Origin of the sequence: Subtercola lobariae (assembly GCF_014640255.1) — a bacterium.
Classification (GTDB): domain Bacteria; phylum Actinomycetota; class Actinomycetes; order Actinomycetales; family Microbacteriaceae; genus Subtercola; species Subtercola lobariae.
This window is the reverse complement of record NZ_BMGP01000001.1, coordinates 331352-357284: the sequence shown is the minus strand read 5'-3', so window position 1 is coordinate 357284 and position 25933 is coordinate 331352. Positions and strand designations below refer to the sequence as shown.

19 protein-coding genes are annotated in these 25933 nt (G+C 59.2%); 5 read left to right on the top strand and 14 right to left on the bottom strand.

The annotated features are described in order from the left end of the window. Positions 1-47: 47 nt before the first annotated feature. Complete coding sequence (locus tag IEX24_RS01720; RefSeq protein WP_188672722.1) at positions 48-5108, bottom strand: CBM96 family carbohydrate-binding protein; 5061 nt, start codon at positions 5106-5108, stop codon at positions 48-50. Positions 5109-5352: 244 nt separating this feature from the next. Between IEX24_RS01720 and IEX24_RS01715 the strand changes: the two genes are divergently transcribed. Together IEX24_RS01715 and IEX24_RS01710 are read left to right on the top strand one after the other, a co-directional pair. Continuing rightward, complete coding sequence (locus tag IEX24_RS01715) at positions 5353-6429, top strand: glycosyltransferase (protein ID WP_188672720.1); 1077 nt, start codon at positions 5353-5355, stop codon at positions 6427-6429. Positions 6430-6474: 45 nt separating this feature from the next. Beyond that, positions 6475-7479, top strand: coding sequence for a glycosyltransferase family protein (locus IEX24_RS01710; RefSeq protein WP_188672718.1), 1005 nt, complete (start codon positions 6475-6477; stop codon positions 7477-7479). A gap of 18 nt (positions 7480-7497) precedes the next feature. Here the strand turns inward: IEX24_RS01710 and IEX24_RS01705 are convergent, their stop codons facing one another. From IEX24_RS01705 to IEX24_RS01660, 10 genes are all read right to left on the bottom strand, one after another. Then, positions 7498-8367: a hypothetical protein gene (locus IEX24_RS01705; protein WP_188672716.1), complete on the bottom strand. Its 870-nt coding sequence runs from the start codon at positions 8365-8367 to the stop codon at positions 7498-7500. 22 nt (positions 8368-8389) lie between these two features. Continuing rightward, complete coding sequence (locus tag IEX24_RS01700; protein WP_188672712.1) at positions 8390-9883, bottom strand: sugar transferase; 1494 nt, start codon at positions 9881-9883, stop codon at positions 8390-8392. Positions 9884-10017: 134 nt separating this feature from the next. Next, positions 10018-11424 (bottom strand): sugar transferase, encoded by a 1407-nt coding sequence (locus tag IEX24_RS01695; protein WP_229715036.1) that lies wholly within the window; start codon positions 11422-11424, stop codon positions 10018-10020. A gap of 89 nt (positions 11425-11513) precedes the next feature. Beyond that, complete coding sequence (locus tag IEX24_RS01690) at positions 11514-12953, bottom strand: tyrosine-protein kinase domain-containing protein (RefSeq protein ID WP_188672706.1); 1440 nt, start codon at positions 12951-12953, stop codon at positions 11514-11516. A gap of 120 nt (positions 12954-13073) precedes the next feature. Further along, a complete protein-coding gene (locus tag IEX24_RS01685) occupies positions 13074-13694 on the bottom strand; it encodes an arsenate reductase/protein-tyrosine-phosphatase family protein (protein ID WP_188672702.1) in 621 nt (206 codons plus the stop codon). Between the two features lie 82 nt (positions 13695-13776). Continuing rightward, entirely contained in the window at positions 13777-14430 is a 654-nt protein-coding gene (locus IEX24_RS01680) for an arsenate reductase/protein-tyrosine-phosphatase family protein (RefSeq protein WP_188672698.1), read from the bottom strand. A gap of 10 nt (positions 14431-14440) precedes the next feature. Continuing rightward, positions 14441-15949, bottom strand: a complete 1509-nt coding sequence (locus IEX24_RS01675) for a tyrosine-protein kinase domain-containing protein (RefSeq protein ID WP_188672695.1) — start codon at positions 15947-15949, stop codon at positions 14441-14443. 162 nt (positions 15950-16111) lie between these two features. Beyond that, on the bottom strand, positions 16112-16672 hold the full coding sequence (locus IEX24_RS01670; RefSeq protein WP_188672692.1) for a hypothetical protein: 561 nt from the start codon (positions 16670-16672) through the stop codon (positions 16112-16114). A 278-nt stretch (positions 16673-16950) separates the two neighbouring features. Next, entirely contained in the window at positions 16951-18096 is a 1146-nt protein-coding gene (locus IEX24_RS01665) for a hypothetical protein (protein ID WP_188672689.1), read from the bottom strand. A 2-nt stretch (positions 18097-18098) separates the two neighbouring features. Next, positions 18099-19301 carry a sensor histidine kinase gene (locus IEX24_RS01660; RefSeq protein ID WP_188672686.1) on the bottom strand — a complete coding sequence of 401 codons (1203 nt, stop codon included), beginning with the start codon at positions 19299-19301 and terminating at the stop codon, positions 18099-18101. 522 nt (positions 19302-19823) lie between these two features. Between IEX24_RS01660 and IEX24_RS01655 the strand changes: the two genes are divergently transcribed. Continuing rightward, positions 19824-21434 (top strand): HNH endonuclease signature motif containing protein, encoded by a 1611-nt coding sequence (locus IEX24_RS01655; protein WP_188672683.1) that lies wholly within the window; start codon positions 19824-19826, stop codon positions 21432-21434. Between the two features lie 130 nt (positions 21435-21564). Here IEX24_RS01655 and IEX24_RS01650 read toward each other — a convergent pair whose 3' ends face one another. Next, positions 21565-22923: an FAD-binding oxidoreductase gene (locus IEX24_RS01650; RefSeq protein ID WP_188672680.1), complete on the bottom strand. Its 1359-nt coding sequence runs from the start codon at positions 22921-22923 to the stop codon at positions 21565-21567. A gap of 104 nt (positions 22924-23027) precedes the next feature. After that, positions 23028-23657 carry a response regulator gene (locus IEX24_RS01645; RefSeq protein ID WP_188672677.1) on the bottom strand — a complete coding sequence of 210 codons (630 nt, stop codon included), beginning with the start codon at positions 23655-23657 and terminating at the stop codon, positions 23028-23030. Positions 23658-23725: 68 nt separating this feature from the next. Here IEX24_RS01645 and IEX24_RS01640 point away from each other — a divergent pair, with 68 nt between their 5' ends. Then, positions 23726-24331 (top strand): phosphatase PAP2 family protein, encoded by a 606-nt coding sequence (locus IEX24_RS01640; RefSeq protein WP_188672673.1) that lies wholly within the window; start codon positions 23726-23728, stop codon positions 24329-24331. A gap of 34 nt (positions 24332-24365) precedes the next feature. Here the strand turns inward: IEX24_RS01640 and IEX24_RS01635 are convergent, their stop codons facing one another. Continuing rightward, positions 24366-25319 carry a decaprenyl-phosphate phosphoribosyltransferase gene (locus tag IEX24_RS01635; protein ID WP_268236210.1) on the bottom strand — a complete coding sequence of 318 codons (954 nt, stop codon included), beginning with the start codon at positions 25317-25319 and terminating at the stop codon, positions 24366-24368. Positions 25320-25492: 173 nt separating this feature from the next. Here IEX24_RS01635 and IEX24_RS01630 point away from each other — a divergent pair, with 173 nt between their 5' ends. Beyond that, positions 25493-25924 (top strand): GtrA family protein, encoded by a 432-nt coding sequence (locus IEX24_RS01630; RefSeq protein WP_188672665.1) that lies wholly within the window; start codon positions 25493-25495, stop codon positions 25922-25924. Positions 25925-25933: the final 9 nt, after the last annotated feature.

The following is a 25933-nucleotide window of genomic DNA, read 5'->3' as shown; positions in this document are numbered from 1 at the left end:
GACGCTTCGCGCCATTCGTTGGCGGGTCGCTTTTTGCGGCTGGCAACTCAGCTTGCAGGGACGAGCGTAACGAGCAGGTAAGGTCGGTTCGCGACGGTCAACGTGCGCTTGCTGGTAATTGAAACCACCAGGCTCGTTCCAACCCCAGCGTCGTCTTGGGTGAACGCGACGCTGGCGGAACCTCCCTGATTAGCCTTCACATACGACGTGATGTCGAGCGACCTGAGGCTCGAGCTTGAATCAACTGTCGTGTATCCGACGGATGCACCCATCGTCGGTTTCGTGTTGAAAGTGACCGTCGACTCCGACCATGCAGACGTAACCGAATTGGCCCGAATGTGCGAGCTGGTGCCACCGGAGTCTGTGACACTCGCGTAGAACATGAGCTTTGCGGATTGGATGTTTTTACCGGAAAGCGAAGACAAGTCGAGCCCCATGTAGGTGTACCTGTCGAACGAGGGATACGCCGCAGAATGACGATCAAATAGTGTCACTGCGGTCTTAAAGTTCGACGCCGCCCAATCACCGCCTTGAACGTACGCATCTTGGGTCGTGGGCAGGGAGAGCTGAACACTGACGCCGGGTGCAGCCACTACGGTGGTACACCCGGACAACTCCGACGAGCGCGGGCCAACCGCGGTGACGGTGCCGAAGACTTTATCGCCGATGTTCAGATTTCCGTTGACTATGAACGAGGCTTGGCCGGCCGAATTCGTCGTGACCGACACAGCACCGAGCGAAGTTCCAGAGTATCGAGATATGGGGCAGGTTGAGGCGCTCGTCGAGTACAGGTCGACCGACATGGCGGTAGATGCCGGGCCCGTCACAGTACCCGTGACAGCACCTGGCCCGCTGGAGGTGTTCGAAAGCGCCGACGATATGGCAGGAACCGCAAGGGTCGCATAAGCGCGTAGCGTGACGACGATGTACGGTTTGTTCATCGAGCGTCTCCCGTCAATCGACACCACCGAGCCTGTGCCCACGCCGCTGTCATCTTGGCTGAAGGCTAGGCTCCCCACCGCCCCCTTCATCTGACGAACATAATCAGTGATATCCATGCTACGTAGCGAAGCGGTCTTGTCGACTGGCACTGTGCCGATGCGGTCGCCTGTCGTTGGTTTGGTGTTGAACGTCACGGTCGACTCCGACCACGGTGAAGTCACCGCGAATGCAGTCAGATGTGTGTTGGTAGTCGTTGTACTCGTGTTGGTTGCCATGAAGTACATCTGCGCCGATTCGATTGACTTATTCGCCAACGAACTAAGGTCAAAATCCATGAATGTTTCGCGATCGTACTGAGGATAGGCCGTTGTATGGCTTGATAGCAGAGCAACCGCAGTCTTAAAGTTACTGTCCGACGACGTTCCGCCCTGCACATATCCGTCTTGGCTCGACATCAACGTGAGTTTCTGGCCCACCCCGGGAGCGGCTGTTACTTGCATGCAAGACGACATGTTCGACGATTTCGGCTCAGCGTCTGAGACCACCCCATACACCCAATCACCCATCGTCAAAGCGCCGTTGACCGTGAACGACGCCGTTCCCGAGCCATTGGTCGTAACCGAGACGACGCCAAGCGAGCGACCAGATGCCCTAGCGACGGGGCACGTCGCGGCGGTTGCTGCGGCCAGGTCGACAGTCATCTTCGTCGAGGCTGGCCCTGCTACGGTACCGGTGATCACCCCGGGGGCCGACGGAGAGGTTGAAACGGCCGTAGTGAGGGTCGGGGCCGCCAGCGGCGAACCTGAACGCAGTCTGATTTGCAGATACGGCTTGTCAGCAGACCTGCGGCTGTCGATGGAGACCACTAACCCCTGACCGACGCCCCCGTCGTCCTGGCTGAACGCCAAGTCAGCCGAACCGCCCACTTTTGCACGTACATAATCGGTCACATCCATGGTGCGGGGGACAAGATTTTCGTCGACGGCGACGTAACCGACTCGGTCGCCGGTCGTCGGCTTCGTGTTGTAAGTTACCGTCGACTCACTCCAAGGCGAGCTGACAGCGAGAGCGTCGAGATGCGAGGCAGTCGCGCCACTACTATCGGTCACATTCGCGCCGAATACGACCGACGCCGATTCGATCTGCTTGCCCGCGAGTGATGAGAGGTCAAAGCCCATGAGGGTTGTGCGGTCGAATTGGGGATAGGGAGTGCTATGGCTCACCAATAGCTTGACAGCAGTCTTGAAATTCGAGGCCGTCCAGTTGCCTCCCTGCACGTACGAATCCTGATTCGACATGATAACGACGTCGAGAGGGTCTTTTATAGTGACTCCTCGCACCGCCCACACCCATTGATTCGCAACCCAGACTTTTACACCCACGGTAACTATCCCTGGTTTGAGGGCAGTCATCACACCCGACGAATTGATCGACGCGATGGCCGAGTTCGAACTCGTGAATGACATCGGAAGTGTCGAACCAGGCACGGTGGCACCCGACGGGTCGAGCAAGGAGTAGGTCAACGTAGTTTTGTCTCCCAGGTTGAACTGGGTCGCGCCGGCCGAAAGCGTTGCCGAATAGTGACCGGTAGTCGGGCTCACCGGCGTGGGCTTGTCTTCAGACATGAACTTAACGTCTCGAATGATGGTCTTCTTGTTTGTCGGATCACCGTATACAAGAATTCGCACGTAACGCCGAACGATCGGCCCCGTGGTGAACGACGCGTATTGATCGTCAGCGCTCTGCTTCGCGGTACCGTTGTAGACAGCGGTCCAATTTATGTTGTCGTTGGACACACTGATGGCGTACTTCGCCCCCGTCACACCGACATCCCCCCAGTAGATCTCTGCGTGCTGCACCGTCTGTGGCCTACCAAGGTCGAAAGCGATCCACTGTTCACCTGTCACCGACCAATTCGTATAGAGCGAATTGTCGACAACGGCTGATACCGGATTGGATGCTGTATCGACGCTGGCGGTCAGTGAGACCCAGGGCACAGCCCCGGGCATGAAAGAAACCGTGTAAGTGACGGGGCTCTTGCCGGGTTCCGTGACCACGATCTTCGCCTGACCGGGAGTAGCCGACGCCTGAGTGATGGCCACGGTCGCTCCGCTTGTCGATGCCCCCGAGACAGTCGGTGGGGTGCTCACGGAGGATGCCTGAACCTGGTAGGCGAGCGTACCCGGAGTGAAAGTTGAAAGAGGCTTGCCATCAAGAGCGAGAGATGTCAGCGCAGAGTATTGAGTTGCGGCGGTTCCCCAGTTCGCCAGCGGAGTGACAGTTGCTAACGCGGGAGTCGCAGCTCCGGTAATGGGCGTGAACTGCACGGCCAATTTGACCGTCGAGGTTCCGCTGATTCTGATCGAGAGTTTGTTGATGCCCGCATTCGTACTCTGGCCATCAACTTGCGGGGAGGTCCAGAGTGGCGCGGCGGCCATCATTGAGAACGTTGCGGTACTCGGTGATGCTATTCGTGCCAAGAGTTGCTGACCGTTCTGAGAAAGCACGGCCGACTTTCCGTCTGGGGCGATATTTATGTCTGCCGCGGTATGCATGTACCACCACGTGTCGAGATTCGATTTGCCAGACAGCTCGTCTTGAACCAAAACCTGCGTACGGTTGTCGAAAAGAGAAACTCCGCGCTTCCACGAGTTCAGAGCGCTTGGGTAGGACGAAGTCAAGTCAGTGACCGCACTCGCTGTCGTCGCGTCTGCTCTCACAATCTGCACAGTCGACGAAGCGGACGGATCGCTGTCTGGCCCGCTGGTGGTCGTGCCGGGATTGAGCACGATGCGGTTTTGGCCCTCGGCCCGCTTCTTGTAGATGTTCCATCGCCCACCGTTCGTGACGTCGAAATATCCGGGCAGCGAGTAGCTGTCTGCACCGAGGTCGACAGCCCATTGCTGCCCCAGTGCGTCGAGCGTGAACGATCCGCCGTCAAGGTCTGAATGACCAGGCGCCGTGTCGGTAGCAGTCTTGAGCGCAACGAAGGTCGCCTGCCGTTGCGCCCATGACGATCGGAGAGTCGAAACTCCATACTCGGCAAAGGTTGTATCGAGCGGAAGTGCGGGTACTGTCGGCACGGGTGTCGCGCGAACTGCCGCATACCAAATGAGCGCCTTCGGTGTGGGGTCGACAGCGTCGGGGCCGGTGGTGGCCGCAATAGCTCGCGTTCGCAAGGTCGAATCGCCGTATAACGACTCTAACCCGAGCAGCGGGGTGGTCATCGGCTCATTCACCCAAGCGTCTCCGAAGTTTGCGAAGTTGCCGCTCGGGCCAGAAAGGTTGAGCGCAAACAGACCGGTCTGCGACAGTCCTGGAGTAGCTAGAAGCCCGTAGTCGTTGCCTGTCGAGGACTCGAGCGATGAGATGTACGTCGTGAGATAATTCGAGGCGTATGACCAGTAGGTTATGCCTTCCGTGTATCCCCCGTCGGGTGAGTATTCCGCGAGCCCGTTCACTATGCTCGCCCGAGCATCATCGAGAATCTGACCGGACATGCTCGAGCTGTCTTGAGCAAACGCGAGAGCAGCGATGCTCAGCCCGGAGTTGCTCACGACATTCCAGTTCGAGGTGTCAGTAGACCAGTAATTCTGGGCAGCATAAGTTGTGAGCGCAGGAGTGAATGCTTTACTCTCCACAGCCGCCGTCAGCGTACTGCGTTGAGTCGCCGAGAGATAACTGTACAACCAGTCATAGCCAATGCCGAATGCGTGGGCCATTTCAGCGGTGTCTAAGAAATGAGAGGGGTTCCAGTCAGGAAATGACGCTGCCGCATTCAATTCGGCCCATAGACGATCGGCGTACTTAGTATTGCCGGTGATCTGCCACATCAAACCAAGAGTATAGGTTCGCATGAGAATCTGTCGACTTGCCGAAAGTAAGTCACCCGATGAGGTGTCATAAGTCGTGACCGCGAGGGGAATGATCGCGTCAGCAGACGCTTGAATGGTGCTGTACCAAGACATGGCCGTCGCATCCGTAATCACAGCGACCTTGAGATCTGCCAGCGATGCAGACGTGAGAAGCAATCGAGGATGAGCGGTCGAAACGTCTGCGATGATATCTGTTGGTGTGGCCGCAGTGGCGACCGTCGCGGCTGCGGCCGAAGGCAGGGGCTGGAACGGCGTAAGAACCGCCCCAAGAACCGCTGCGAGAGCGATCATCACAACTATTGTTGTCGCTCGAATGTTCAGCAAAGCTACCCCCAAACAGAACCCGCATTACCTCCTCGGAGACCCGTGCGCAATCCCCTAAAAAGGTGTCGACTTGCCCCTAGTATGGCCCCGAAATGGGGGGTATGAAATTTACGCAGTAAACTCTCAGGTTAGTCGCGACACATGCGCGACACACGTCGTTGCTAGCATTCGGCAAGACACGAGATTGATGATCGGAGTTTGTGTGCCTGCGGTGACCGCCCCTGAATCTATTCGACTGATCCCCGAACTTCGCTCGGTACACATCACGAGGTATTACGAGACAACCCCCGCCCACATGCTCTACTTCACCGAGAAATACGACCTCGCCGGGTCGGAGGTGCCCAAACAATTCAGAAAAGTAAATCTGAAGCAGGCACTCAGGCTGCTTCGAGGTTCACGAGCGACCGTGCTCGAGATGCCGGAACCGCTTTGGGTGCGATTCCTTCCGACAGGAATCGCTATCGCACTCACATGGAAACTTTCGGGATTCATCACAGGCCGAAAGCGGGTGTTGGTCACTTACGCAATGGAAAACAATGATCTGGGCAATCTCATCGGCGGAAATCGAAGGGTTCCTGCCGCCTGCGTGAGGGCTTTCGGCCTCGGTCTTGGTCTTTATATCCGACTCGTGCTCGACAAGATCGCATTCGCTAGCGAAGGCTCGCGGAACCTCTACCTCTCTATCCCGTTCGTCAAGTCAGTCGAAAACCGAGTTTTCGAGGAGCTTCCATCTGATGCCAGCGGCGACCAAGAAATCACTCCCGACCCTGATTCGTGCATTTTTGTCGGAGTTTTGGAAGAGCGGAAAGGGGTTCTCGAACTACTTAAGGCCTGGGAAGAAGTCGAAGAGTTAAACCCGACCGCTACGCTAACAATCATCGGCCCGGGACCACTCGCCGATTTAGTGGTCTCATGGGTGGCCTTGAACCCAAGCCGACGTACCTATGTCGGCCAACTCCCCCGTGCGCAAGTGCAGAAGACGATCGCTACGGCGGTGACGTTGATCGCCCCTTCCATGCCAGATGGCCGATGGCGAGAACAGGTCGGGCTGCCCATCAAAGAAGGGTTGGCACAAGGGCTCACAGTGGTCACAACGGACCAGACCGGATTGGATTCGTGGCTTCAGCGCCACGGTCATCACGTCGTATCCGCATCGAACATCGACGCCGAACTGCCGACTGCGATCCAGAAGGCGATCGAGCATCCACTGAACCGCGTGACGGTGATCGAATCGCTCCCGCGCGTCGAAGGCAGATATCAGGCCGACTCATGGATTCACGAGCGCTGACGTACAGGACGGGCGAGCACCTTGGAGAATATAGAAAGTGACTCAATGCATAAGCCGGATCAGGTGAGCGAACATCGCATTCTCGTCTTGAACACGTTGGGTGGCGCACTGCTCCACTACACAAAGGCACTGCGTGACAATCTCGAGGGAGCGGGCTACGAAGTTTCGATTGCTACCATCTATGAACCGTCACAGGCTACGGGGGGTCGTTTGACGTGGATTCTCCGTTATGCGCGCATGCTACTTTCTGCGCGGCGAATGGCCAAGAACGACAAGAAGAACACCGTGCTTGTGACCTGGCCGGTGCTCGGATATCTCGACATACTCCTGGGCGCAGTTCTCGGGCGCCGCGCGGTGATCGAGTTCATAGTTCATGATCCAGAGCCGCTCGTTTCGGCGATTGGCTACGATCGCCGCTCCCAGTTCCTCTCACGTCGGGCACCGTTCAAGCGAGGTTTAGTCGTTCATAGTGACGCGGCGCTCGCCGACGTTGTAAAGCACGGTTTCGAAAACATGGTTACCAAACTGCCTCACCCCATTCTGCCGATCGATTACGCCCAGAGCACGCGTGCCAACGATCCAAAAATCGTTCGTGTTCTCGGGCAATTCAAGCCCGATCGAGACGTCACGGCCCTCGAGGAAATCGGCAAATCTATTGGTCCTGGCGTCTCCCTCGAAATCCGAGGGAGACGATGGCCACAGATTGCCGGATGGCATGTCATTGAAGGATTTGTCGAAGAAACCGAACTACAAGATCTGTTGCGAACCAGCGACGCGGTCGTGGTTCCGTACAAACGGTTTTATCAGAGCGGAATTGCGATCAGATCCCTCGAGTACGGAGTGCCTATCGTAGGGCCCGCGGACACAAGCCTCGAAGATTTAGTTGGACATGAATCCCCGCTGCTCGTATCCGAGACGGACGGTTGGACATCAGCCATCGCCAGCGCAATACAAACCGATAGAGACGAGGTGCTCATGATGGTAAATAAACTTCGACTGGAGTCTCGCGCAGCCTGGCACGAATTCGTTGATCGGGCAGGACACTCCTGACCGAGCTTCGAACCCGCATCAAGCCGACGGTTGCCCGAGTCTCTCGATGTCGGCCACGGTGTACGTCGCCTGGATTTGAGGGTCGTTTTGATTATCGAGAACATTAGTCTTCATGAGACTCGTTTCGAACGTACCGCGAACTGTCGGATAGCCTTCAGGCGATGCCGAGACCTGGGCGACTAAAAATCCGGTTCTGACAGCAACGGCGTGTAACCAGATGTCATCTGCTCTCGGACTGACCAGGCGAAACGAGTCGCCCGCGACGTGCAATTCCTCAAGGAACGCCGGTGGATAAATTACCCCCGAGACCCCCAAAGCCAAGTTGAGTACGCTCGCGTCGACTGAGGCAACAGCTTTCCAGGTGGTATAGGGCGCGAAGCCGTTGCTGAGCAGCTCGACTCGACGAACTTTCATCGCACGAATGAGATCGGGTCGGGAGTTGTGCGCCGCGTTGAGCCTGCTTAGCCAATCGATCGGATAGATCACATCGTCGTCTGCTGTAACCAGCGCCGTCGTATGGCGATCCCGAGACTGCACGTAGGGGAAGTACTTCGTATGCGGGCCATAGTTTGAGGTAGTCAGGATCTCTAAACCGCGAGCAACCAAACGCGCGAGCTCAGGCGGTCTAGGTTTCCGTGCGTCTCTTTCGTCAATCCAAAGAATGAGGCGCGATGGCCTCAATTCGCCACGCCCAATGCTCTCGATCGCGTAGTACACCGTCTGGAGCCGCAAACCATGCGTTGTCAATGAGACAACAGGTCCTGCCTCACAGAGAAGAGATTGATCACTCGTCTTGTTGCGATTTCGCAATTCCCGCATGCTCTTGTTGACTGCGAGGTACTTTTTTGCGCGCCCTAGCAGGGATGTGAGGTCTGAGATCTTCGTCACCAATCGTAGTTCGAGTGCCGGCTCAGTATGCTCCCGAGCTTCCGACGACGGCGCGGGCGGTTTTCAAAAGTATGACAAGGTCGCCGACCATCGACCAGTTTTCCACGTAGTAGAGATCGAGACGAACCGAGTCGTCCCAAGACAGATCAGATCTGCCGCTTACCTGCCACAGCCCCGTTATTCCCGGCTTCATGAGGAACCTACGGTGCACGTGGCTGTCGTACTGATCGACCTCCTTCTGCAGCGGTGGCCGAGGACCTATGAGTGACATCTCCCCGCGAAGAACATTCAGAAGTTGCGGCAGCTCATCAAGGCTGTATCGTCTCAGCCACTTGCCGATGGGGGTGATTCGGGGGTCATCCTTCATCTTGAACAGAACTGCATTGCCCGAGTCGCGCGACTCGTTTTGTAAATTCTTCAGCAAGGCTTCAGCATTCGGCACCATGGTTCGAAACTTCATCATGAAGAAAGTCGACCCGTTGAGCCCGACGCGCTCTTGCAGAAAGAAAACGGGCCCCTCGGTGCTGAGCCGAACGGTCGTGGCAATGAGCAACAAGACCGGCGAAAGGATGAGAAGCAGGAGAGCGCTGGAAATAACGTCGAAGAGCCGCTTTTGATAGCGCTTGAACCCCTCGTATCGTGGGGTCTCCACGTGGATCAAAGGAAGTCCCGCAACCGGCCGGGTGTGGATGCGTGGACCACCAATATCCGTGAGACTTGGAGCAACGACGAGGTGCTGGCGGCCGGGTTCTAGTGACCAGCTCAGTTCGCGAATGCGTTCAGGAGACAATTCGTCTGAGCTGGTGATCACCACGGTATCCGCACCGCTGGCCCTCAGGACCGCGGCAACGTCTTCCACTCCCCCGGCGACGGGAACTCGAGTCTCCCCAAGATTCTGCGTCGTGCGACCGTGTGGAATACACGCTGCAATCACCCGATAGCCCGCCTGAGGCTGACCGGCCAACTGTTTCGCAGTGTGTAAAACGGAGACTTCAGAGCCGACGAGCAAGACGCGAGCTGAATACTCACCGAGGCGCCTGCGGTGATTCAGCCAACGCCGCCAAAGAACACGCGTGGCAAGAAGAATCACAGTTCCCACTGGAAAGGCGATGATGAAGTAGCCACGGCTGAAGTCCACCTGAAAGAGAAAGGCCAAGATTGCGAAAACACCGAATAGCCGAAGACTTGCATCGAAAACGATGCGATACTCAGCGCTCCCTGTACCGAGAACTCGGTCACCGCGCGAACCGTAGACGCTCAGTATGCCTGTCCAGCAGACCGCGAGAAGGAGCGACAGCGACGTATAGCTGATCGTGAAAGACCTGAGGTTGCTGGCGACACTCGTCTCATTCGAGACGGTGCCGAACCACAGCGCCTGCGTCGCGAACACCGCGCAAAGTATCACGAGAAAGTCAGTGATTGCGAGGCGGGCCCGATACGAGCGTCGCCAATCATGGTGTGCGGTGTTCGATTTCTCTATAGCAGGTAACACCCCGCCAAGCACTTCAGCACTCATACTTTTCCCCCAAAGCCCCTGTTTCAAACGGGTGATTCCGCGTATTGGGTCAGAGACCCAATTTACCGAAGTCAATCGCTCAAGAGTTAGCCCTTCGCGAAGAAATTAACGTATTCGACATCTGTCGCGCATGCTCAATACGCGCCACTGCTACCAACGACAGCTCTCGCGGTTTTCATCAGAATGACGAAATCGCCGACCATCGACCAATTCTCAACATAGTAAAGATCAAGCCTAACAGAGTCTTCCCACGAGAGGTCTGACCGACCACTGACTTGCCAAAGTCCTGTGATCCCCGGCTTCATCAAGAACCGGCGGTGCACATGGGATTCGTAAAGGTCTACCTCTTTCTGCAAGGGCGGCCTCGGCCCAATCAGCGACATCTCACCTCGAAAAACATTGAAGAGTTGGGGTAACTCATCGAGCGAATATCGCCTCAACACTTTCCCAATCGGAGTGACACGGGGGTCATCCTTCATTTTGAAGAGGATGGAGTTGCCCTCGGAACGTTCTTCTTGTTCGAGACCGGCGAGCAGCGCTTCAGCATTCGGCACCATCGATCGGAACTTCAGCATATCGAAATGGGTTCCATCTAACCCGACACGTTCTTGCCGAAAGAACACTCCACCGGGGGTACTCAACCGAACGATCATGGCTATTCCGAGGAGCACTGGGCCCAGCAAGGCGATTAGAAGAGCCGATGACATCACATCGAAAAGCCGCTTCTGATAGCGCTTAAATCCCTCGTAACGGGGTGTCTCCACATGAATGAGCGGAAGGCCGGCCACCGGGCGCGTGTGAAGCCTCGGTCCACCGATGTCTGTAAGGCTCGGAGCAACCACGAGATGCTGACGACCGGGCTCGAGAGACCAGCTGAGTTCGCGGATGCGCGCCGGTGACAATTCGTCAGAACTTGTGATTACGACGGTGTCCGCCCCCGTCGCTTCGAGCGCGGGACCGATCAGTTCGACGCTTCCGGCCACAGGAATGTCCGTGCCGGGCAAGTAGTCGGCAACCATGCCGCTAGGGATACACGCCCCTACAACCCGATACCCAGCTTCTGGATGACGGGCGAGCTCTTTGGCTGTGTGCAGAGCCGTGACTTCAGAACCGACCAGCAGCACGCTCGCGGAATACTCTCCTCTACGGCGCTTTCCTTTGAGCCATCGCCTCCAGGTGACCCTGCTGAAGAGCAGTGCGAGAGCACCAAGCGGAAGCGCAATGATGAAGTAGCCGCGACTGAAATCGATCTGAAAGAGAAACGCGATGATTGCAAAGAGCCCGAACAGCCGCAGCGTTGCATCGACGATTATCTTGTACTCCGTCGTGCCTGTGCCGACCACCCGGTCGCCTCGAGAACCATAGACGCCAAGCACGACCATCCAACTCAGGATGACAATGACAGAGATAACAGAATACGTGCCCAGAGAAACATTTCCGTTACCGCCTGCGAATTGCGCTGCGTCGGCCAAGTCGAGTCCGAGCCAGACGATTTGCGTGACGACAGTCGCGATGGAAATAGCTATCAGGTCGGACACCATGAGGCGTAGGGCATAGCCCATTCGCCAATCAGACCCGCGCAAAGGTAAGGCCCCGTCGCGCGAGGTTGCGGCCGTCTCCGCTTCGCGAGTCATGCGATGGCGGGCTTGCGCTTTTTCGCGCGCTTCGCTTCGGTTCTCTCTTTTTTGGATTGCTCCGTATCTACGCCGTATCCGTATCCGTAGCCATATCCATACCGGCCATAGCCATAAGAATCGGGCCCCTTCGTCGGGAGCATCGTCAGCACGATTCCAGCGATACTCGAGCCGACGTTCTGGAGTGCCGCGATTGACCCCTTGAGTTGACCGCGATGCACCCGCCCCGAACCAACCATCACGAGAGCGCCACCGGTGTGTTTGGCAAGAATAGCGGCATCGGTTACGGGCAAGAGGGGCGGAGCGTCGAAGAGAACCAGGTCGTAGTCCTTCTCGAGCTGGGCGATTAATTCGATCATCGCCGATGAACCCAACAGTTCGCTCGGGTTCGGCGGGATTCGGCCGGCCGGCAAGACGTCAAGCGAATGGGTGCCCCAGCGCTGGACTACATCAGCTAGTTCGACCCTGCCCACCAACACGTCGGTTAGGCCCGCACCGCCTTCGATGCCCATATACTCGGCGAGCTTAGGCTTTCGTAGGTCGGCGTCGATCATGATGACACGCGTACCAGCGGCCGCGGTCACAATGGCCAGGTTCGCCGACGAGGTACTTTTCCCCTCACCGGGCACTGATGATGTGATCACGTAACTACGAGGCTTGTTCGTGGCGGCAATAAACTGAAGGTTCGTTCGGAGTGTTCGAAAGGACTCAGCACGAGGGCTGCGAGGATCGTCTTGCACGACCAAGGGGCGCTCGGTCGTTCTTGAGTCGTAAGCGATTCCGCCAAGGATCGGGGCGGCGGACACAAGCTCGACGTCGTGCTCGTTGCGTACTCGGGTGTCGAGAGCGTAACGAAGGATCGCGACGACGATGCCGAGCACGAGACCGATCATCGCACCGATCAGGATATTGATCCGAGTGTTAGGCGAGTATGGAGTCGTCGGAACAAGTGCCTGCTGGAGCACCGTGATCTTGACTGGGGAGACCCCTGTCGAGTCAACCGGCACAATCTTCGCTACGGTCGCCTCGAAGCTAGCGGCGATCGCATTCGCCACTTCTGCCGCAAGCTCCGGCGACGGGTCAGAGACACCGATTTCGACGACGACCGTACCGACGGTTGTCGTTGCGGAGACATGATCAGCCAAGCTCTGCGCGTTTGTCTTTAGCCCAAGCTGATCGATGACCGGCTGCAGCACTGCCGGGGTGGCGATGATGTCGGCGTAAGACTTGACTTGGCCCTGCGTGAAGTTGCTGCCCTGAGTCAGCTCGGTGACCGTTCCGGCCGACTGAACCGACACGAAAACTTTACTGGAAGCGGAGTACTGCGGCACGGCCAGGATAGAGAACAATGAACCCACAGCAATTCCCACCAGAACGAGGGCGAGAATAATCACCCAGCCCTTGCGGAGAATCCTCAGGTAATCGCGAAGCTCCAAGTGTTCTGCCTTCCATCGTTTGCCTCAAAGTAGCGATGCTCACTTTGCCGCACCTCAACTCAAACGTAATTTCGTTTCCAACGCGTTACAGGATCAACCGAATAGCGATCAATTGCTCCCCTAATGTAAAATCCTTGCCCCGATCGACGGATTCTTGGTGGCCTGTCTGAGGAGTTTGGCGGAGTCGCTCGCGGCCGGTGAGAGTTGACTCAGAGATTCTGAATACATTTCTGCACCGCGACGATACGGGTCAACAACGTCGTCGTCTGCCGGAATCTCAATTTGCCCGGCCGCGCCCCGCCTTGTCGTGACCAGTTTTACAATCGCGACTAGCCTCTCCCTCGTCGTCGAAAGTGGTTCGATCGTCCTCGTCACCTCGTCATCGGAGATGAGGGCAGCAAGCCGAGCAAACTCTCGCAGAGTGAAAGTCACATTCACTTTTCTCGGCACAAGCTGCACGATCTCTCTTCGGTGAGCTCGAGAAAGTGCCAATATCAGATCCGCGGACTCGATGTACGGTTCGACGAGGTACCTAGCACGATGCGCAGAAGGGTCGAGGCCAAGAGCGAGTGCAATTTCGGCCGCTTCAGGTGTCATGAGATCGCCGTCGCCAGCAAACGTGCCCGCACTTGAAATCGAAAAGACATCGGAACGATCCAGTTCCGATCTCAGTATCAACTCAGTGAGGGGGGAACGAATGATATTTCCGGAGCACACTGTCAGAATTGAAAAATCCGGCACATTACCCCCATTTCGGGCACAAGACTTACGCTTCTGCAAGCATAAGCCACAGATCGAGACACCCCGAACGACCTATCAACGACTAAATCGCAAACATCTCGCTGACCATCGTTGAAACAGCGATCTCAATCATGTCGGCCACGTGTCGATGCATCGCGTCTCCTTTGCAATAGGGATCGGGAATATCATCGTCGATGGCTTGCACCGCAAATGAAGAGCGAATAGTCGATGCTTTCTCGACGGTGAGAATACTTCTTCGGGCGATAGTTTCACTTTCAGCCTCGATCTTGGGCCCGAAAGAGAGGATGCGCGCAAACTCCCGAACGGTGAAAGTTCGGCGCAGCAGAACTGGATAGCGCTTGACGAGGTCGATCTGCTGTTCCCTGGTCATAGTAAGAAGGACGTTGGCTTTCATACTGATTGGTCGATCAAGTACCCTGCTCTTCACACCAGAAGTTTGAGCTCCCAGACGCAGACCCTCCCGAGCCGCAGTCGCGTCCATAGCGATGCCATTCGCGGTTTGAAGACCTGCGCTTTCGACACGAATCGACCCGCGATCATCGTCTCCGAGCGACGCAAGCTTAGAGGTCAGCAATCGTTCCGCCAGGGGCGAACGGCAAATATTGCCCGTGCAAACAAAAAGGATTGTGAATGAACCGGCGCGAACGATTTCGGGAATCGGACGCGACGATCGGCGAGACGAGGGCGGCAACGAGGGGCTCGAATGCGATCCCATAGGCGAGAACTCAGTTCGAATCGGTGCCGGTGCGGATCGGCACGACGTTGTTTACCACTTCTGCCGTCTCTTCTTGGTCAAGGCGAGGCGTAGCATGCTTTGTCTTCTTGTCTGTGCCGTAATAGGAACCGTAGTAATAGCCGTAGCCACGGCCTAGCGCACCCTTCGTAGGAACGCGGTTTAGAATGACGCCGAGAGTTTTACCTGAAGTCTTCGCGATATTTGCGAGCGCCTTGCCCAACTCGTCTGTCGTTGTCTTTCCCGCCGAGACGACCACGAGTGCACCATCGGTGCGAGCTGCGAGCACCGCGGCATCGGTAACTGGCAGTAAAGGTGGGGCGTCCACCAGAACCATCGCATCGCGCGCCAGCTCATGAAGCAGAACATTCATTCCCTGCGAGCCCAGAAGTTCGCTGGGGTTTGGCGGGATCGAACCCGCGCCCAAGACCAGAAGATTTCCCGACGAGCCCCAGGGCTGGAGCACATCTTGGATCTCCGCCTTTCCGATCAGCAGGTCGGTGATTCCAACGCCGGGCACGATGCCGAAGGCAGATGTCACCGAGGGTTTACGAAGGTCTCCGTCGACTACGATGACCTTTTGGCCGGCGGCCGCGAGGGTCACTGCCAGGTTCGCAGTAACCGTGCTCTTTCCGTCATTGGGAAGCGGGCTCGTGACGACGATGATTCGAGGTGGGTCATCCACATTCATGAATTGAAGATTTGTACGCAACTCTCGGAGGGCTTCGGGTAAAGCGTGACCACTGGATTGAGTTGAATAATCCGTCGTGTCGGACTCGGGCACAATTCGGTTGTCATCATCGAGGCGCTTGTCTTTCGGCAGACTTCCGATCACGGAAAGCCCGAATTGACGCTCGATCGATTCGGCCGTTCGAATTCGCCGATCGAGGAGATTGCGCACCACAGCGTAAACCAAGCCCAAGATGAGACCGATGAGTGCACCCAGGGCCACGGCCAGTTTCACGTTCGGTGAGATTGGGCTGGACGGGACGATCGCCGACTCTACTGGCACGAGAAAAATTGAGTCGCTGCCGCTGTTGTTCGCCGGATCAGCCACAACACTCTGGGCCTCGATCGACTTGATCTGAGTCGCCAGCGCTGTAATCCAGGCATCTGCCAAATCTTTGGCGCCGATTGCAGTAGGCGCGGTTGCGCTCACATTGATGGTCGGCGTGTCTTTGACGTTAGTGACCGTGACGTGAGACACCAGGCTCTCGGGGCTCGTGCTCAACCCAAGCGAATCTATGACGAGCTGAGCGACGGCCCGAGATTCACCAACATTAACATAAGTAGTCGCCTTTGACTTCGAGAGAGATTCAGCCACCGAACTCGACCCAACATCTCCAGAGGTAGCCAACGACACAATTCCGCTCGAATTTGCCGAATAGACCTTTGGCTGGGTAAAAGTCCAGCCGAACGCGATGACTGCACCGACAACGGTGATCAGGATAATCCCCACCCAGTGTGCACGAAGCACACGCAAATAGTCAGATAGCTCCAAAACACTCCCCTTGCTACGACGGCTATCCACAGAGCCTAGGTCAACGGTGCAGATTTGCTCAATCCTGAGCGAATCCGCAGTTCTCTACATACGGGAAATGCGCTCCAACAATCCGGCGATTGATGGAGCGCATTCGAATAGATTGCTACGGTGCGAACCGGGCTAGCTTAGAGACAAGCCGAGGGCAGACACGTCGTCGTTGTCCGATTCGAGATCGATGCCGAGCACCGGCTTCGTGCTGCCTTTGGGGGCGTTCCAAACGACGGAGGGCATGGTCACTACGGCTCCGTTCGTGACAGCGGTGTGAGCGAAGACGTAGGTCTGAGTGGTGATGTTTGCCGAAACCAACGTCCACCCGGCCGAAACATAGGCAGCCGTGCTGATGGTGGTAGTCCAGATTGTTGGCTTGGTGTTGTACACCGTCAAAGTCAGGTTTCCTGAGTCTTGGCCTGATACGCCGGCGCTGTTATACGTCATTGAACCGCCGCTATATGTTGCGCTTCGTGCGGTCGCGCTGGTGCCTGTAGCGGTGAGCGTGCCAGTCACATAAGCCGTTGGGCTATCGAAAACGACGCTCGCCGCCGCAAACGGAGTTGCGACGGCGAGTGCCACGACGGGGGCTGCCCATGCGGCGCCGACGGCGACCTGGCGGCGGGTGAGGCCCTTCTTCGTGGTGGGCTCGGTGGTCTCGATGTCGATGTTCGACGCGCTGTGGTCTTCCACGGTGGTGGCCTTTCTTCGAAGGTTCGTTGGGCGGTGCTGGGTTAGTCAAAGCAGGCACACAAGAATCTACAAAGCGGCGGCGGCACTTCTCCCCCACAAGCTGCTCCGTCGCATGTTGCTGCTCTACGAAAGCTAGCAGAGCGAATGTGGCCCACAGAAGCGAAACTGACGAATTGCCGATAGAAAAATTGCATTATCCGGGGTTTGCGTCGAAAATCAACCCAATATGGGGGGCAAAGTCGAGGTTTGGGGGCCGATGTAACGCAATAGTGACGAGATCAGCAGTCAAACGCGATTGAGACCGCTTCAGACGAGACAGAGTCGGTCACATTAGCGAACGCGAGCTGAATGAGCCCCACAAAGGGGGTAGCGCGAAAACCGATCGTTCGATCGCTGGAAACGGCGCAGGCGAGGGTGCCTCGACAGCCCGACACCGTCGCCTCGAACCTGAGGGTGATGTCTTTGCGCCGCACCGTGGGCTGTTCCGCGAGAAAGGCAAGCACGGCGCGAAGTGCGGTGCGTTGCGGTTCGCTCAGGCGGCGGGAGAGGTGTTCTGGGTCATCGAGGCGCCCGACGACTTCAGAGAGGGGCTCGGCCGACAGATTCGAAACGAGAGACGCTCGCAGCTTGGTTTGCAGTTCGGCGGCTCGGTCGATGTTGGCGAGGGTCAGGGCATCCTGAGTCTTCACGGTTCTGAAGTAGGGCAGCACATCGCTTCGAAGGGCCTTGATGTCGTGACCGAGAAACTCTTCGATGGCTTCGCGGCGATCGGCGAGTTCACGGTGTTCGCGCAGTTCGGCGGCGGCCACGCGATCGGCTCGCAACCCAGAGATGAGGTAGTGCGAGTAGATGGCCGAACCCACGCCGAGGGCAAAGGCTGGGGTGCCGGCGATGGTCAGCGAGATGAAGGTCATGGTGCCATTGCGGGCAATGATTTCGATGGCGGTGGTGAGGCTGATCACAATCAGGCTGATGAGGGTGTAGCCCACAATGTCGAGCGGTGGGCGGTACGGGCCGGCGAGCATGAGAACAAGGGCGATGCAGATGGGGCCCCAGTCGTTTCTGATAAGTGTGTCTGAGCCGAGCTGGCTCAGAGTGTCGATGAGGCTGGCAAGCAGAACGGCAGCGAACACGATGGTGAACGAGCGAGCCGTGACGCGGCGACGGTAGGGCTCAGCCGCCCAAACGAAGTAGACGTAGGCTGCCGCAAGAATGACAATCGCGAGAACTTGGATGCCCGGCCGGCCCACCTCGTTCGCATTACTGAAGGCGAGGGTGACGGCGGTGGCGAGGCTGATGACACCGACCACGAACACGAAGATGCGCGCGGTGATGCCACTCAACGGGTCGATCTGCTGGGCGGTCTCGCGGCGCCGAAGTGTCGCGGCGGTGACGGGCGGAGCTTGAGCGAGCGGCGGAGACATGGTCAGCTCACCAACTCGTAGGTGGTGCGCGGAACCGACATGAGAACTGCGGTGCCTGCGCCGGGAGTCGACCAGATCTTGACGGTTCCGCCGAGGCCTTCGATGCGCTGACGCACCGAAACGCGAAGACCGATGCGCTGCTCGTCGACCCGCTTGGGGTCGAAGCCCGTGCCCGAGTCGCTGACGACCACGTTGATGGTGTCGACTCCGGCGACCACGGCAAGTTCGGCCACATCGGTGTTGGCGTGTTTGCTCACGTTGACGAGTGACTGGTCGATGGCCTTCACGATTTCGGCGATGACGTTCGGGGTGAGCTCAGAGAGAATGCCGGGGTCGCCGCTGATGGTGACTTTGAGGCCACGAGATCTGGCCGACTGGATGATCGGGGCGAGGCCAGAGGTCACAATGGCCTCACCACTTGCCCGAACTTTGAGCATGGCCTCGTCGACGAGGAGGCCGGGGTGGGCTAGCGCGGCAATATCCCTCGCGAGAAACGCGCGGTGGGCTACGGTGAGCGGGCCGGGGTTCGTGAGCGTCAACGCGTGAAGGTCGTTCAAGACGGTGTCGTGCAGGGCGGCCGAGGCGCGAGACGCGATGCGAGTTCGTTCGATCATCCGCTCTTCGACTTCTGCTGCGGCCTGCATGGTTGCGGCGCCGCGAATGGCATGACGGCGGCCGAGCCAGAGTGTCGTCAGCAGAAGCACGAGGCCGACGCAGGTTGCGATTGCAGGGATGTCGACAGCGAAGGCGATGCCGGCGAAGTGGGCGGCGAATTGCACGGCGACGGAGGCGAGAACGAACCCGATGACGCAGCGGGCAATGGCCGAGCCGAGGGTGCGGCCGGCGACGCCGACCACGGTCATGGCGATTTTGGGGAAGGAGAAGAGAACGGCGTCAGACTTCCAGCTGTCTGGAACCTCGGTGCCGATTTCGTAGGTGAAGAGGTAGAGACCAGCTGCGGCCGCGAGCATGAGGGCGAAAATGCCGATGCGGTTGGTGAGCATGAGGGCGGCAGCCACGGCGACGCCTGTGATGGCGAGGCCGGCGAGGGCAAGGGCGATGTCAGACTGCGGAACGGCGACGCGGTAACCGATGACCAACATGAAGGTTGCGGCGAGCAGAACGCTGCTGACCCAGATGGCGGCCTTGCCGAGGGCTCGGCTCGTGACGACACCCTCAACGTCGGTTGGTAGAGCCAGAGACATGAAACCCTTCGGTGCTTTTGCCGTTCACCCCCGAATAGGGCAGAAGCCACGTGTTCATACTAGGCACCTGGCTGTGCAGGAGTGAAGTTTGCACGATTTTGCAAGGTGTTGCTCGGGTGGCTGTTGGGTTCGGAGCCGGGGTGACGTTCGGATTGGGGTGGAGGGGATTTTGTTCGGGGGTGCGGCCATGGCGGGCGAAACGTTTTCTCTTGGAACCGGCCAATTCATGTATCGGCAGTCTGCGGGAGCTGGGTCCATCCATCAATGGAGTCTGCTGGAGCCGGCCCATCCATCAATGGCAGTCTCCTGAATCCGGCCCATCCATCAATGGCAGTCTCCTGAATCCGGCCCATCCATCAATGGCAGTCTCCGGAAGCCGGCCCATCCATCAATGGCAGTCTCCGGAAGCCGGCCCATCCATCTGAAGGCAAGCCCTTTGGGCGCGGCAGTGCGGGTCGGAGTGTCGGTGGTTTCGGCCATAATTTTAGTGAGTGTTACTCGTGTTTGTGGTAGAATCGTTCTATGAACGTGAACCCCAACCCCGCTCCCGGCCCGGCATCAGCCGGGTCAGCCGGTGCGCGGTTGGAAGGGGCCTTGCACGCTGCGGTCGATGCGTTGGCTTCGTGTGGGGGGTTCCGGGCTGCCGCGCCCGCTGGGCTTGCCGATGAGGATGCGGTGGCTGGTCTGGCAGCGGTCGAGGTGTTGGGCCGGCTGGTGGATGGGTTACGGGTTTCGTACGCGGCTGAGATCGCCTACCGCGGCCGACACGACCTCGGTAACGACGGGCTCACGGTGCGCAACAACTTCAGCTCTCCTGCCGCGATGATCGCCGCTGTCACCTCGGTGTCAATAAGAACGGCCCGGGGGCGGGTGCGGCTCGGGGAACAGGTACGAGTTTCGGAGTCGTTCCTCGGGCAACCATTACCAAGCAAATACGAACCCGTACGGGAAGCACTCACCTCAGGGCGGATCGGGGTTGATGTTGCTGATGCGATCATCCGGCCGCTCGACGACATCAGCGGCGGCGCCCTCACCGACGAAGTACACGCTGCCGCCGTGCGGCTTGTCGAGCAGGCCGGGATGAGTGTGGGCGGGTTCGGGTTCACCGCCGACCAAATCAAAGGGCTCGCTGTACGGGTGCGGGAGAACATCGACCCCGACGGTGCTGAACCCCGCTACACAGATTTGGAAGAACAACGCGGCCTCACGTTCTCACGAATGCGGTCAGGGAACACCAAAATGGTCGCGATCTTCACCCCCGACCAAGCCGCGGTATGGAAAGCGATCGACAACGCCGCGTTCAGCCCCCGCATCACACCCACCTTCACCAACGGCAACGACACCGACGACGCCACCGCTCAAGGTAACGCCGAGGCCGACGTTGCTGCCGCTGAAGGTCATGGTGAGGCTGGCGGGGCTGCCGCCGAACCAGAGTTTCTCGGTGGGCTGGAAACACCGGAAGGTCAGAACGTTGATACTCGTACGCTGTCGAAACGGCGGGTGGACTTCTACACCGAGCTTGCACGGAAAAGCTCAGGGCTACCGGGCATGCCGGTCATCAACGGTGCCGCACCCACGATCAACGTTCATGCGACCCTCGAAGACATCATCGCCGGCCGCGGCGTCGGCTGGGTCGACGGCATCGACGAATCCGTACCCGCATCCGTTGTCGAACAGCTGATCTGCCACGGCGATGTCATCACCACCCTGTTCGGGCAGCACGGCCACGTGTTGCAGCACGGCAAGACCCGGCGCTACTTCACTGCCGCACAAAACCGGGCGTTAGCCGCCCGCGACGGCGGCTGCGTCTGGCCCGGCTGCGACCGGCCACCCTCGTTCTGCGAAAGTCATCATGTTGATGAATGGAAACACGACAACCACGCCCCCGGCCGAACCGACATCAACAACGGCGCCCTCGTCTGCAGCTTCCATCATCGGCATTTGCACCAATCCGACTGGAAACTCGTCATGCGATACGGGGTACCACACATGATCCCCCCGAAATGGGTCGACCCAACACAGACACCACGAAGATGCATCCAACAAACAGACCGACTCAACCCACCCACCCCCTACCGATTCGATGAAAAAGCACGCATCGGCAGCGCACCACCACGAGCCGGGATCGCCTGAGTTGGCAAGGCCGGAGTCGGCGACGTCTGAAGCCGCGGCGCCCGCATCGAAGCTGCCCGGCCGACACGACCGAGCGGACACGAGCGCCGCGAGCACGCGCTGTGAGTGCGGGGCCACTCAGCTCGAACAGCTATACCGGGGCGTACGGGAAGACCCTGGTGGGGTCGTACTCGACGCGCAAGGTGGCGAGGCGGTCGAAGATGGCGGGCGGCCAGGCTTCGGCGAACTCTACGGGGTCGAGGTAGGCGGTGGTGGTCATGTTCACCATGGTCTGCGGCGAAAGCCACGGGCCAAGCGTCGTGACGAGTTCGGCGCAGGCCGCTTTGACAGTGGGCACGTGCTCGGGCTCGGCGAGAATGCCGACGGCGTAGTAGGTGAAGGCGCCGATTCTGCCGCCGGCCGCGGAGCCTTCGGGCACATCGACGGCGGCCGCAGCGCCGAGGTGGCGCAACTCCACCGAGACGAGGGCGATGTCTTCGCCGGCACCCACCAGGCCGAGCAGGGCAGTGGCGAAGTCGTGGTCGACGCTGCTCAGAAGGCCGCCGACACCCGTCGACGGGGCCGGGTCGGTGGGGTCTTCGTGGATGCTCGGCACATCCATCGGGCCCATCGGCCGCACCGAATCGACGACCGACGGGGCGAGCGCGCGCAACGGAGCGACAAGCGCGGCACCCTCGTCGGCGCCGCCGGGAAACGCGAACCGAAGTGCGATGAGCGTCTTGCCGGAGAGGAACGGCGGCAGCTCGGGCAGCGGAGGGAAGCGCATGATGGCGACGCTGGTGCTCACCGACGCCGGCGCCGTGGCGGTGTAGTCGACCCAGCCGCGCAAAACCGCCTCGATGTGCTCTTCGGCGAACATGATGTTGCCGGCGTACAGCGCGGGCAACTCGACGAGGCGAATCGTTGCCTCGGTGACGACTCCGAAGCCGCCTTTGCCGCCTCGCAAGGCCCAGAACAGGTCAGGGTTGGTGGCGGCGTCGGCGGTGACGATGTCGGCGTCGGCGGTGACGAGGGTGAGGCTCGTGAGGTAATCAGAACTGATGCCGTGGCTGCGCACGAGGGGGCCGATTCCGCCGCCGAGCAGGTAGCCGACTGCGCCAATGCCTGGTGCGGCTCCGGTGATGGCGGCGAGATGGTGGGCGTCGGCGGCCGCAACGATGTCAGCCCAGGTGGTTCCCGCGCTGAACGTTGCGGTCTTCGCTTCGGGGTTGACAGTGACGCCGAGCAGATGCTTGGTGCTGATGACGATTCCGTCGGTGATGGCCGACTCATCGCCGTGACCGGTGGCAAGCACGCGAATGGGCAGAGTGTGCTCGGCGGCGAACCGCACGACCGCTGCTATGTCGTCGACGCTCGTCACGGCGACAACCGCTTCGGGGGTGTGCTGCCAGAACCGATTATTGCTGAGCAGTTCGGTGGCGTAACCCGAGTCGCCGGGGGTCAGAACGGGGGCCGTTGTTGCTTCGCGAAGGGGCGTGAAGTCGGTCATGGCGCCAGTTTAGAGGCGGCGGGTACCGCTTGAGAAGTGCTCAGTGAAGCGAAAAGCGAAGTGAAAACTGATGAGACCGAGAGTGGATGCTCTGAGCTACCCCATCAGGTGAGGTAGCCGTCTTCGGCGGCACGGCGAATGAGGCTCTCACGATCATCCACTGGCCTGCCCTCGCGTTGGTAGCGGGCGCGAAAACGGTCGAGTGCACGGTTCACGGCGGCGGGTTTGGCCCGCAGCAGCAGGGCGACCTCGACGGGCGAGTTGCCGTTGGCGTAGAGGTTCAGCATTTCGAGTTCGGTGGGGGTGAAGCGGTCGTCGTCGTAGGCGGCCGGCTGGATGCCCGCGGAGTCGTCATCGCCGACGAGTGCTGCACGCGCTGCAGCTATGACATCGGCGGCCGGTCGAGACTTGGCGACGAAAGCCGCTGCGCCGGCTGCCATGATGCGGTCAACCGAGGCGGGGTCGTCGAGTGCGCTCATCACGACAACGGCGGTGCCGGCGGCGCGGCAGATGCCGAGGCGGGCTTCGATGGAGATGGGCTCGGCGAGCTGGTAATCCATGACGATGACGTCGGGCGGAAAGGCCGGGTCGTGCAGCAGCTTCGCCCAGGAGTCGGCCACGATGACCAGGTCGAAATCGGGTGCGTTGTGGGTGACCCAGGTGGCGAGGCCGTCGAGCACGAGGGCATGGTCGTCGATGAGAGCGAGTGTGGCAGTGGGCTGATGAGCGACCATAGTTGAGCCAGTGTAACAAATGCCCCCGAACAGGGGGTGTTCGCGCTCTACCGCTAATGTTGGGGGCAATGACTACTCTTCGAGCTTCAGAAACCTCGTTCATTGTGGCCGTTCAGCGCACGCGGTGGGCCACTGCGTTGGTACCCGTCGGCAAGGCGCTCAGTTTCTTCGGCGAACACGCTGCGGGGTGGATTCTGCTCGGGCTACTCGGGGCGGCCCTCGACTGGTCGCACGCGGGGGCGTGGCTGCTCAGCGTGCTGGCGGTGGTTGTGGCGCACGGGCTCTCGGTGGTCATTAAGCGGTTCGTTCGGCGGCCTCGGCCCGGCGCGGTGCTCGACGCTTCAGGAAAGCTCGATGCCGGCAGAGGTGGGTACCCCGTGAATGTGTCTGAGCCCGGCGGGGCTGGTGGCACGGCGGGGGTCGTCAGCGGGGTCAAGATCTACGCGTCGGCGCCGAGCAAGCTGAGCTTTCCGAGTTCGCATGCGTCGTCGACCATGGCGGCATGCGTCGTCTATACCGCGTTCTTTCCGTGGCTGTGGCCGGTTGCGGTGATCGTTGCGCTCGCCATGGGGGTGAGCCGGGTGATTCTCGGCATGCACTTCGTGACCGATGTGCTCGCGGGGTACGCCATCGGGCTCATCGTGGGTGTGCCGACCATCCTGCTGCTGCACTGATTTTGGCGTGGGGGGAGGTTCCGCCGCGCGGGGCCTAGCTCAAGTTCGGCACTTGCCAACCGTATTGCCGAGCTAGAACGCTCAGGAGAAAAAGCGCGGCCCAGATCGCTCCGCAGACGAGCAGCCGAACATCCTTCAGCACGACGTCTTCTGGAGCGCTCGCCTCGCCGCGTTCGATGTCGTAGGCGTAGAGCAGCAGGGCGGTGCCGAAGGGAAAGACGGAGATGATGGAGCCGATGGAGGTTCCGCCGTTGAGGTCGAACGCCCAGAGGCCGTAGCTCAGCATGGTGAGGGTGGCGGCGACGGTCCAGACGAAACGCAGATAGCCGAGCGAATAGAGGTTCAGCGTTTTGCGGGTGTGCGATTGCTCTTTGCCGACGCTCTCGACCTTCTCTGAGTAGCGCTTGCCGGCGACCATGAAGAGCGAGCCAGAGGAGATGACGAGAATGAACCACTGAGTGATGGGCACGCCCACGATGGCTGCACCGGCTACGGCTCGCAACACGAAACCGCTGGCCACGATGATGATGTCGATGACCGGCTGGTGCTTCAGCCAGATGCAGTACGAGAGCTGAATAATGACGTAGGCGATGAGCACGCCCGCGAAGGTGAAGAAACCGAAGGCGGCGGCGATGCCGGCGGGGGCGACCAGCAGAACGATGGCGGTGGGCCAGGCTATTCGGGCCGGAAACTCGCCAGAAGGAATAGGTCTGAAACGCTTCTTCGGGTGGAGCTTGTCGCTCTCGATGTCGAGCAGGTCGTTGACGATGTACCCGCCCGAAGAGGTGAGCGAGAACGCGATGATGCCGAGCACCACCTCGAGCAGCACGGTGGGCTGAAAGAGAACCCCGGCGGCCAGGGGCGCGAGCGCGAGCAGGGCATTCTTCGCCCACTGCTTCGGGCGCATCGCGCGAAGAAAGGGTGGTGCGCTCGGCATGTGTGGTCTCCCCCGGCTGGTGGTCGAACTCTCCCCTGAAATGAACCGCATTCGTGCGTTCGCGCCAGCCCGCGCGAGGCCGCACGTGCGTTCGTGACAAACTGGGTGTTCACCATAATCGTAGTTGTGCCGGTCACCTCGCGAGAGCATGCCACACCCCCGAACGGGTGTGAGCATTTCGTAGGCGGTTGCGCGCTGCTGCTGCAGCCATCAGAAAGGCGGCCATGAAGACCAGCGCTCTGTATGTGCTCTTCGCCGCCATCTCGACCGGCACGAACCTCGGTTCTCAGGTGCTGATTCAGATTCTCGGCGCGGCCATGGGCATCAGCACGGGCCTTTCGCTGATCGCGTCGGTTCTGGTGGGCACCGGCATCGGCGTGATCACCAAATACATTCTCGATAAACGCTTCATTTTTCGCTTCGAGGTGAAGAGCATGAAGCATCAGGCCCGAACGCTGGGGCTCTACACGATCATGAGCGGCATCACCACCCTCATCTTCTGGGGCTTCGAGTTCGGCGCGTTCTTCGTGTTCGGCACGAATGCGGCCAAATACACCGGGGCGATCATCGGTTTGGCTATCGGGTACGTCATCAAGTACTTTCTCGACAAGAACATCACCTTCAAAGAAGACAAGAGCGGGGTCAATTCGCTGTGAGCCGGCAGA

What these genes read in the sequence shown, in the direction of transcription:
- IEX24_RS01720 (WP_188672722.1), bottom strand. Translation starts at nt 5,108, where the DNA reads ATGATCGCTCTCGCAGCGGTTCTTGGGGCGGTTCTTACGCCGTTCCAG.
- IEX24_RS01710 (WP_188672718.1), top strand. Translation starts at nt 6,475, where the DNA reads ATGCATAAGCCGGATCAGGTGAGCGAACATCGCATTCTCGTCTTGAAC.
- IEX24_RS01700 (WP_188672712.1), bottom strand. Translation starts at nt 9,883, where the DNA reads ATGAGTGCTGAAGTGCTTGGCGGGGTGTTACCTGCTATAGAGAAATCG.
- IEX24_RS01695 (WP_229715036.1), bottom strand. Translation starts at nt 11,424, where the DNA reads ATGGTGTCCGACCTGATAGCTATTTCCATCGCGACTGTCGTCACGCAA.
- IEX24_RS01680 (WP_188672698.1), bottom strand. Translation starts at nt 14,430, where the DNA reads ATGGGATCGCATTCGAGCCCCTCGTTGCCGCCCTCGTCTCGCCGATCG.
- IEX24_RS01665 (WP_188672689.1), bottom strand. Translation starts at nt 18,096, where the DNA reads ATGTCTCCGCCGCTCGCTCAAGCTCCGCCCGTCACCGCCGCGACACTT.
- IEX24_RS01660 (WP_188672686.1), bottom strand. Translation starts at nt 19,301, where the DNA reads ATGTCTCTGGCTCTACCAACCGACGTTGAGGGTGTCGTCACGAGCCGA.
- IEX24_RS01655 (WP_188672683.1), top strand. Translation starts at nt 19,824, where the DNA reads ATGAACGTGAACCCCAACCCCGCTCCCGGCCCGGCATCAGCCGGGTCA.
- IEX24_RS01650 (WP_188672680.1), bottom strand. Translation starts at nt 22,923, where the DNA reads ATGACCGACTTCACGCCCCTTCGCGAAGCAACAACGGCCCCCGTTCTG.
- IEX24_RS01645 (WP_188672677.1), bottom strand. Translation starts at nt 23,657, where the DNA reads ATGGTCGCTCATCAGCCCACTGCCACACTCGCTCTCATCGACGACCAT.
- IEX24_RS01640 (WP_188672673.1), top strand. Translation starts at nt 23,726, where the DNA reads ATGACTACTCTTCGAGCTTCAGAAACCTCGTTCATTGTGGCCGTTCAG.
- IEX24_RS01635 (WP_268236210.1), bottom strand. Translation starts at nt 25,319, where the DNA reads ATGCGGTTCATTTCAGGGGAGAGTTCGACCACCAGCCGGGGGAGACCA.
- IEX24_RS01630 (WP_188672665.1), top strand. Translation starts at nt 25,493, where the DNA reads ATGAAGACCAGCGCTCTGTATGTGCTCTTCGCCGCCATCTCGACCGGC.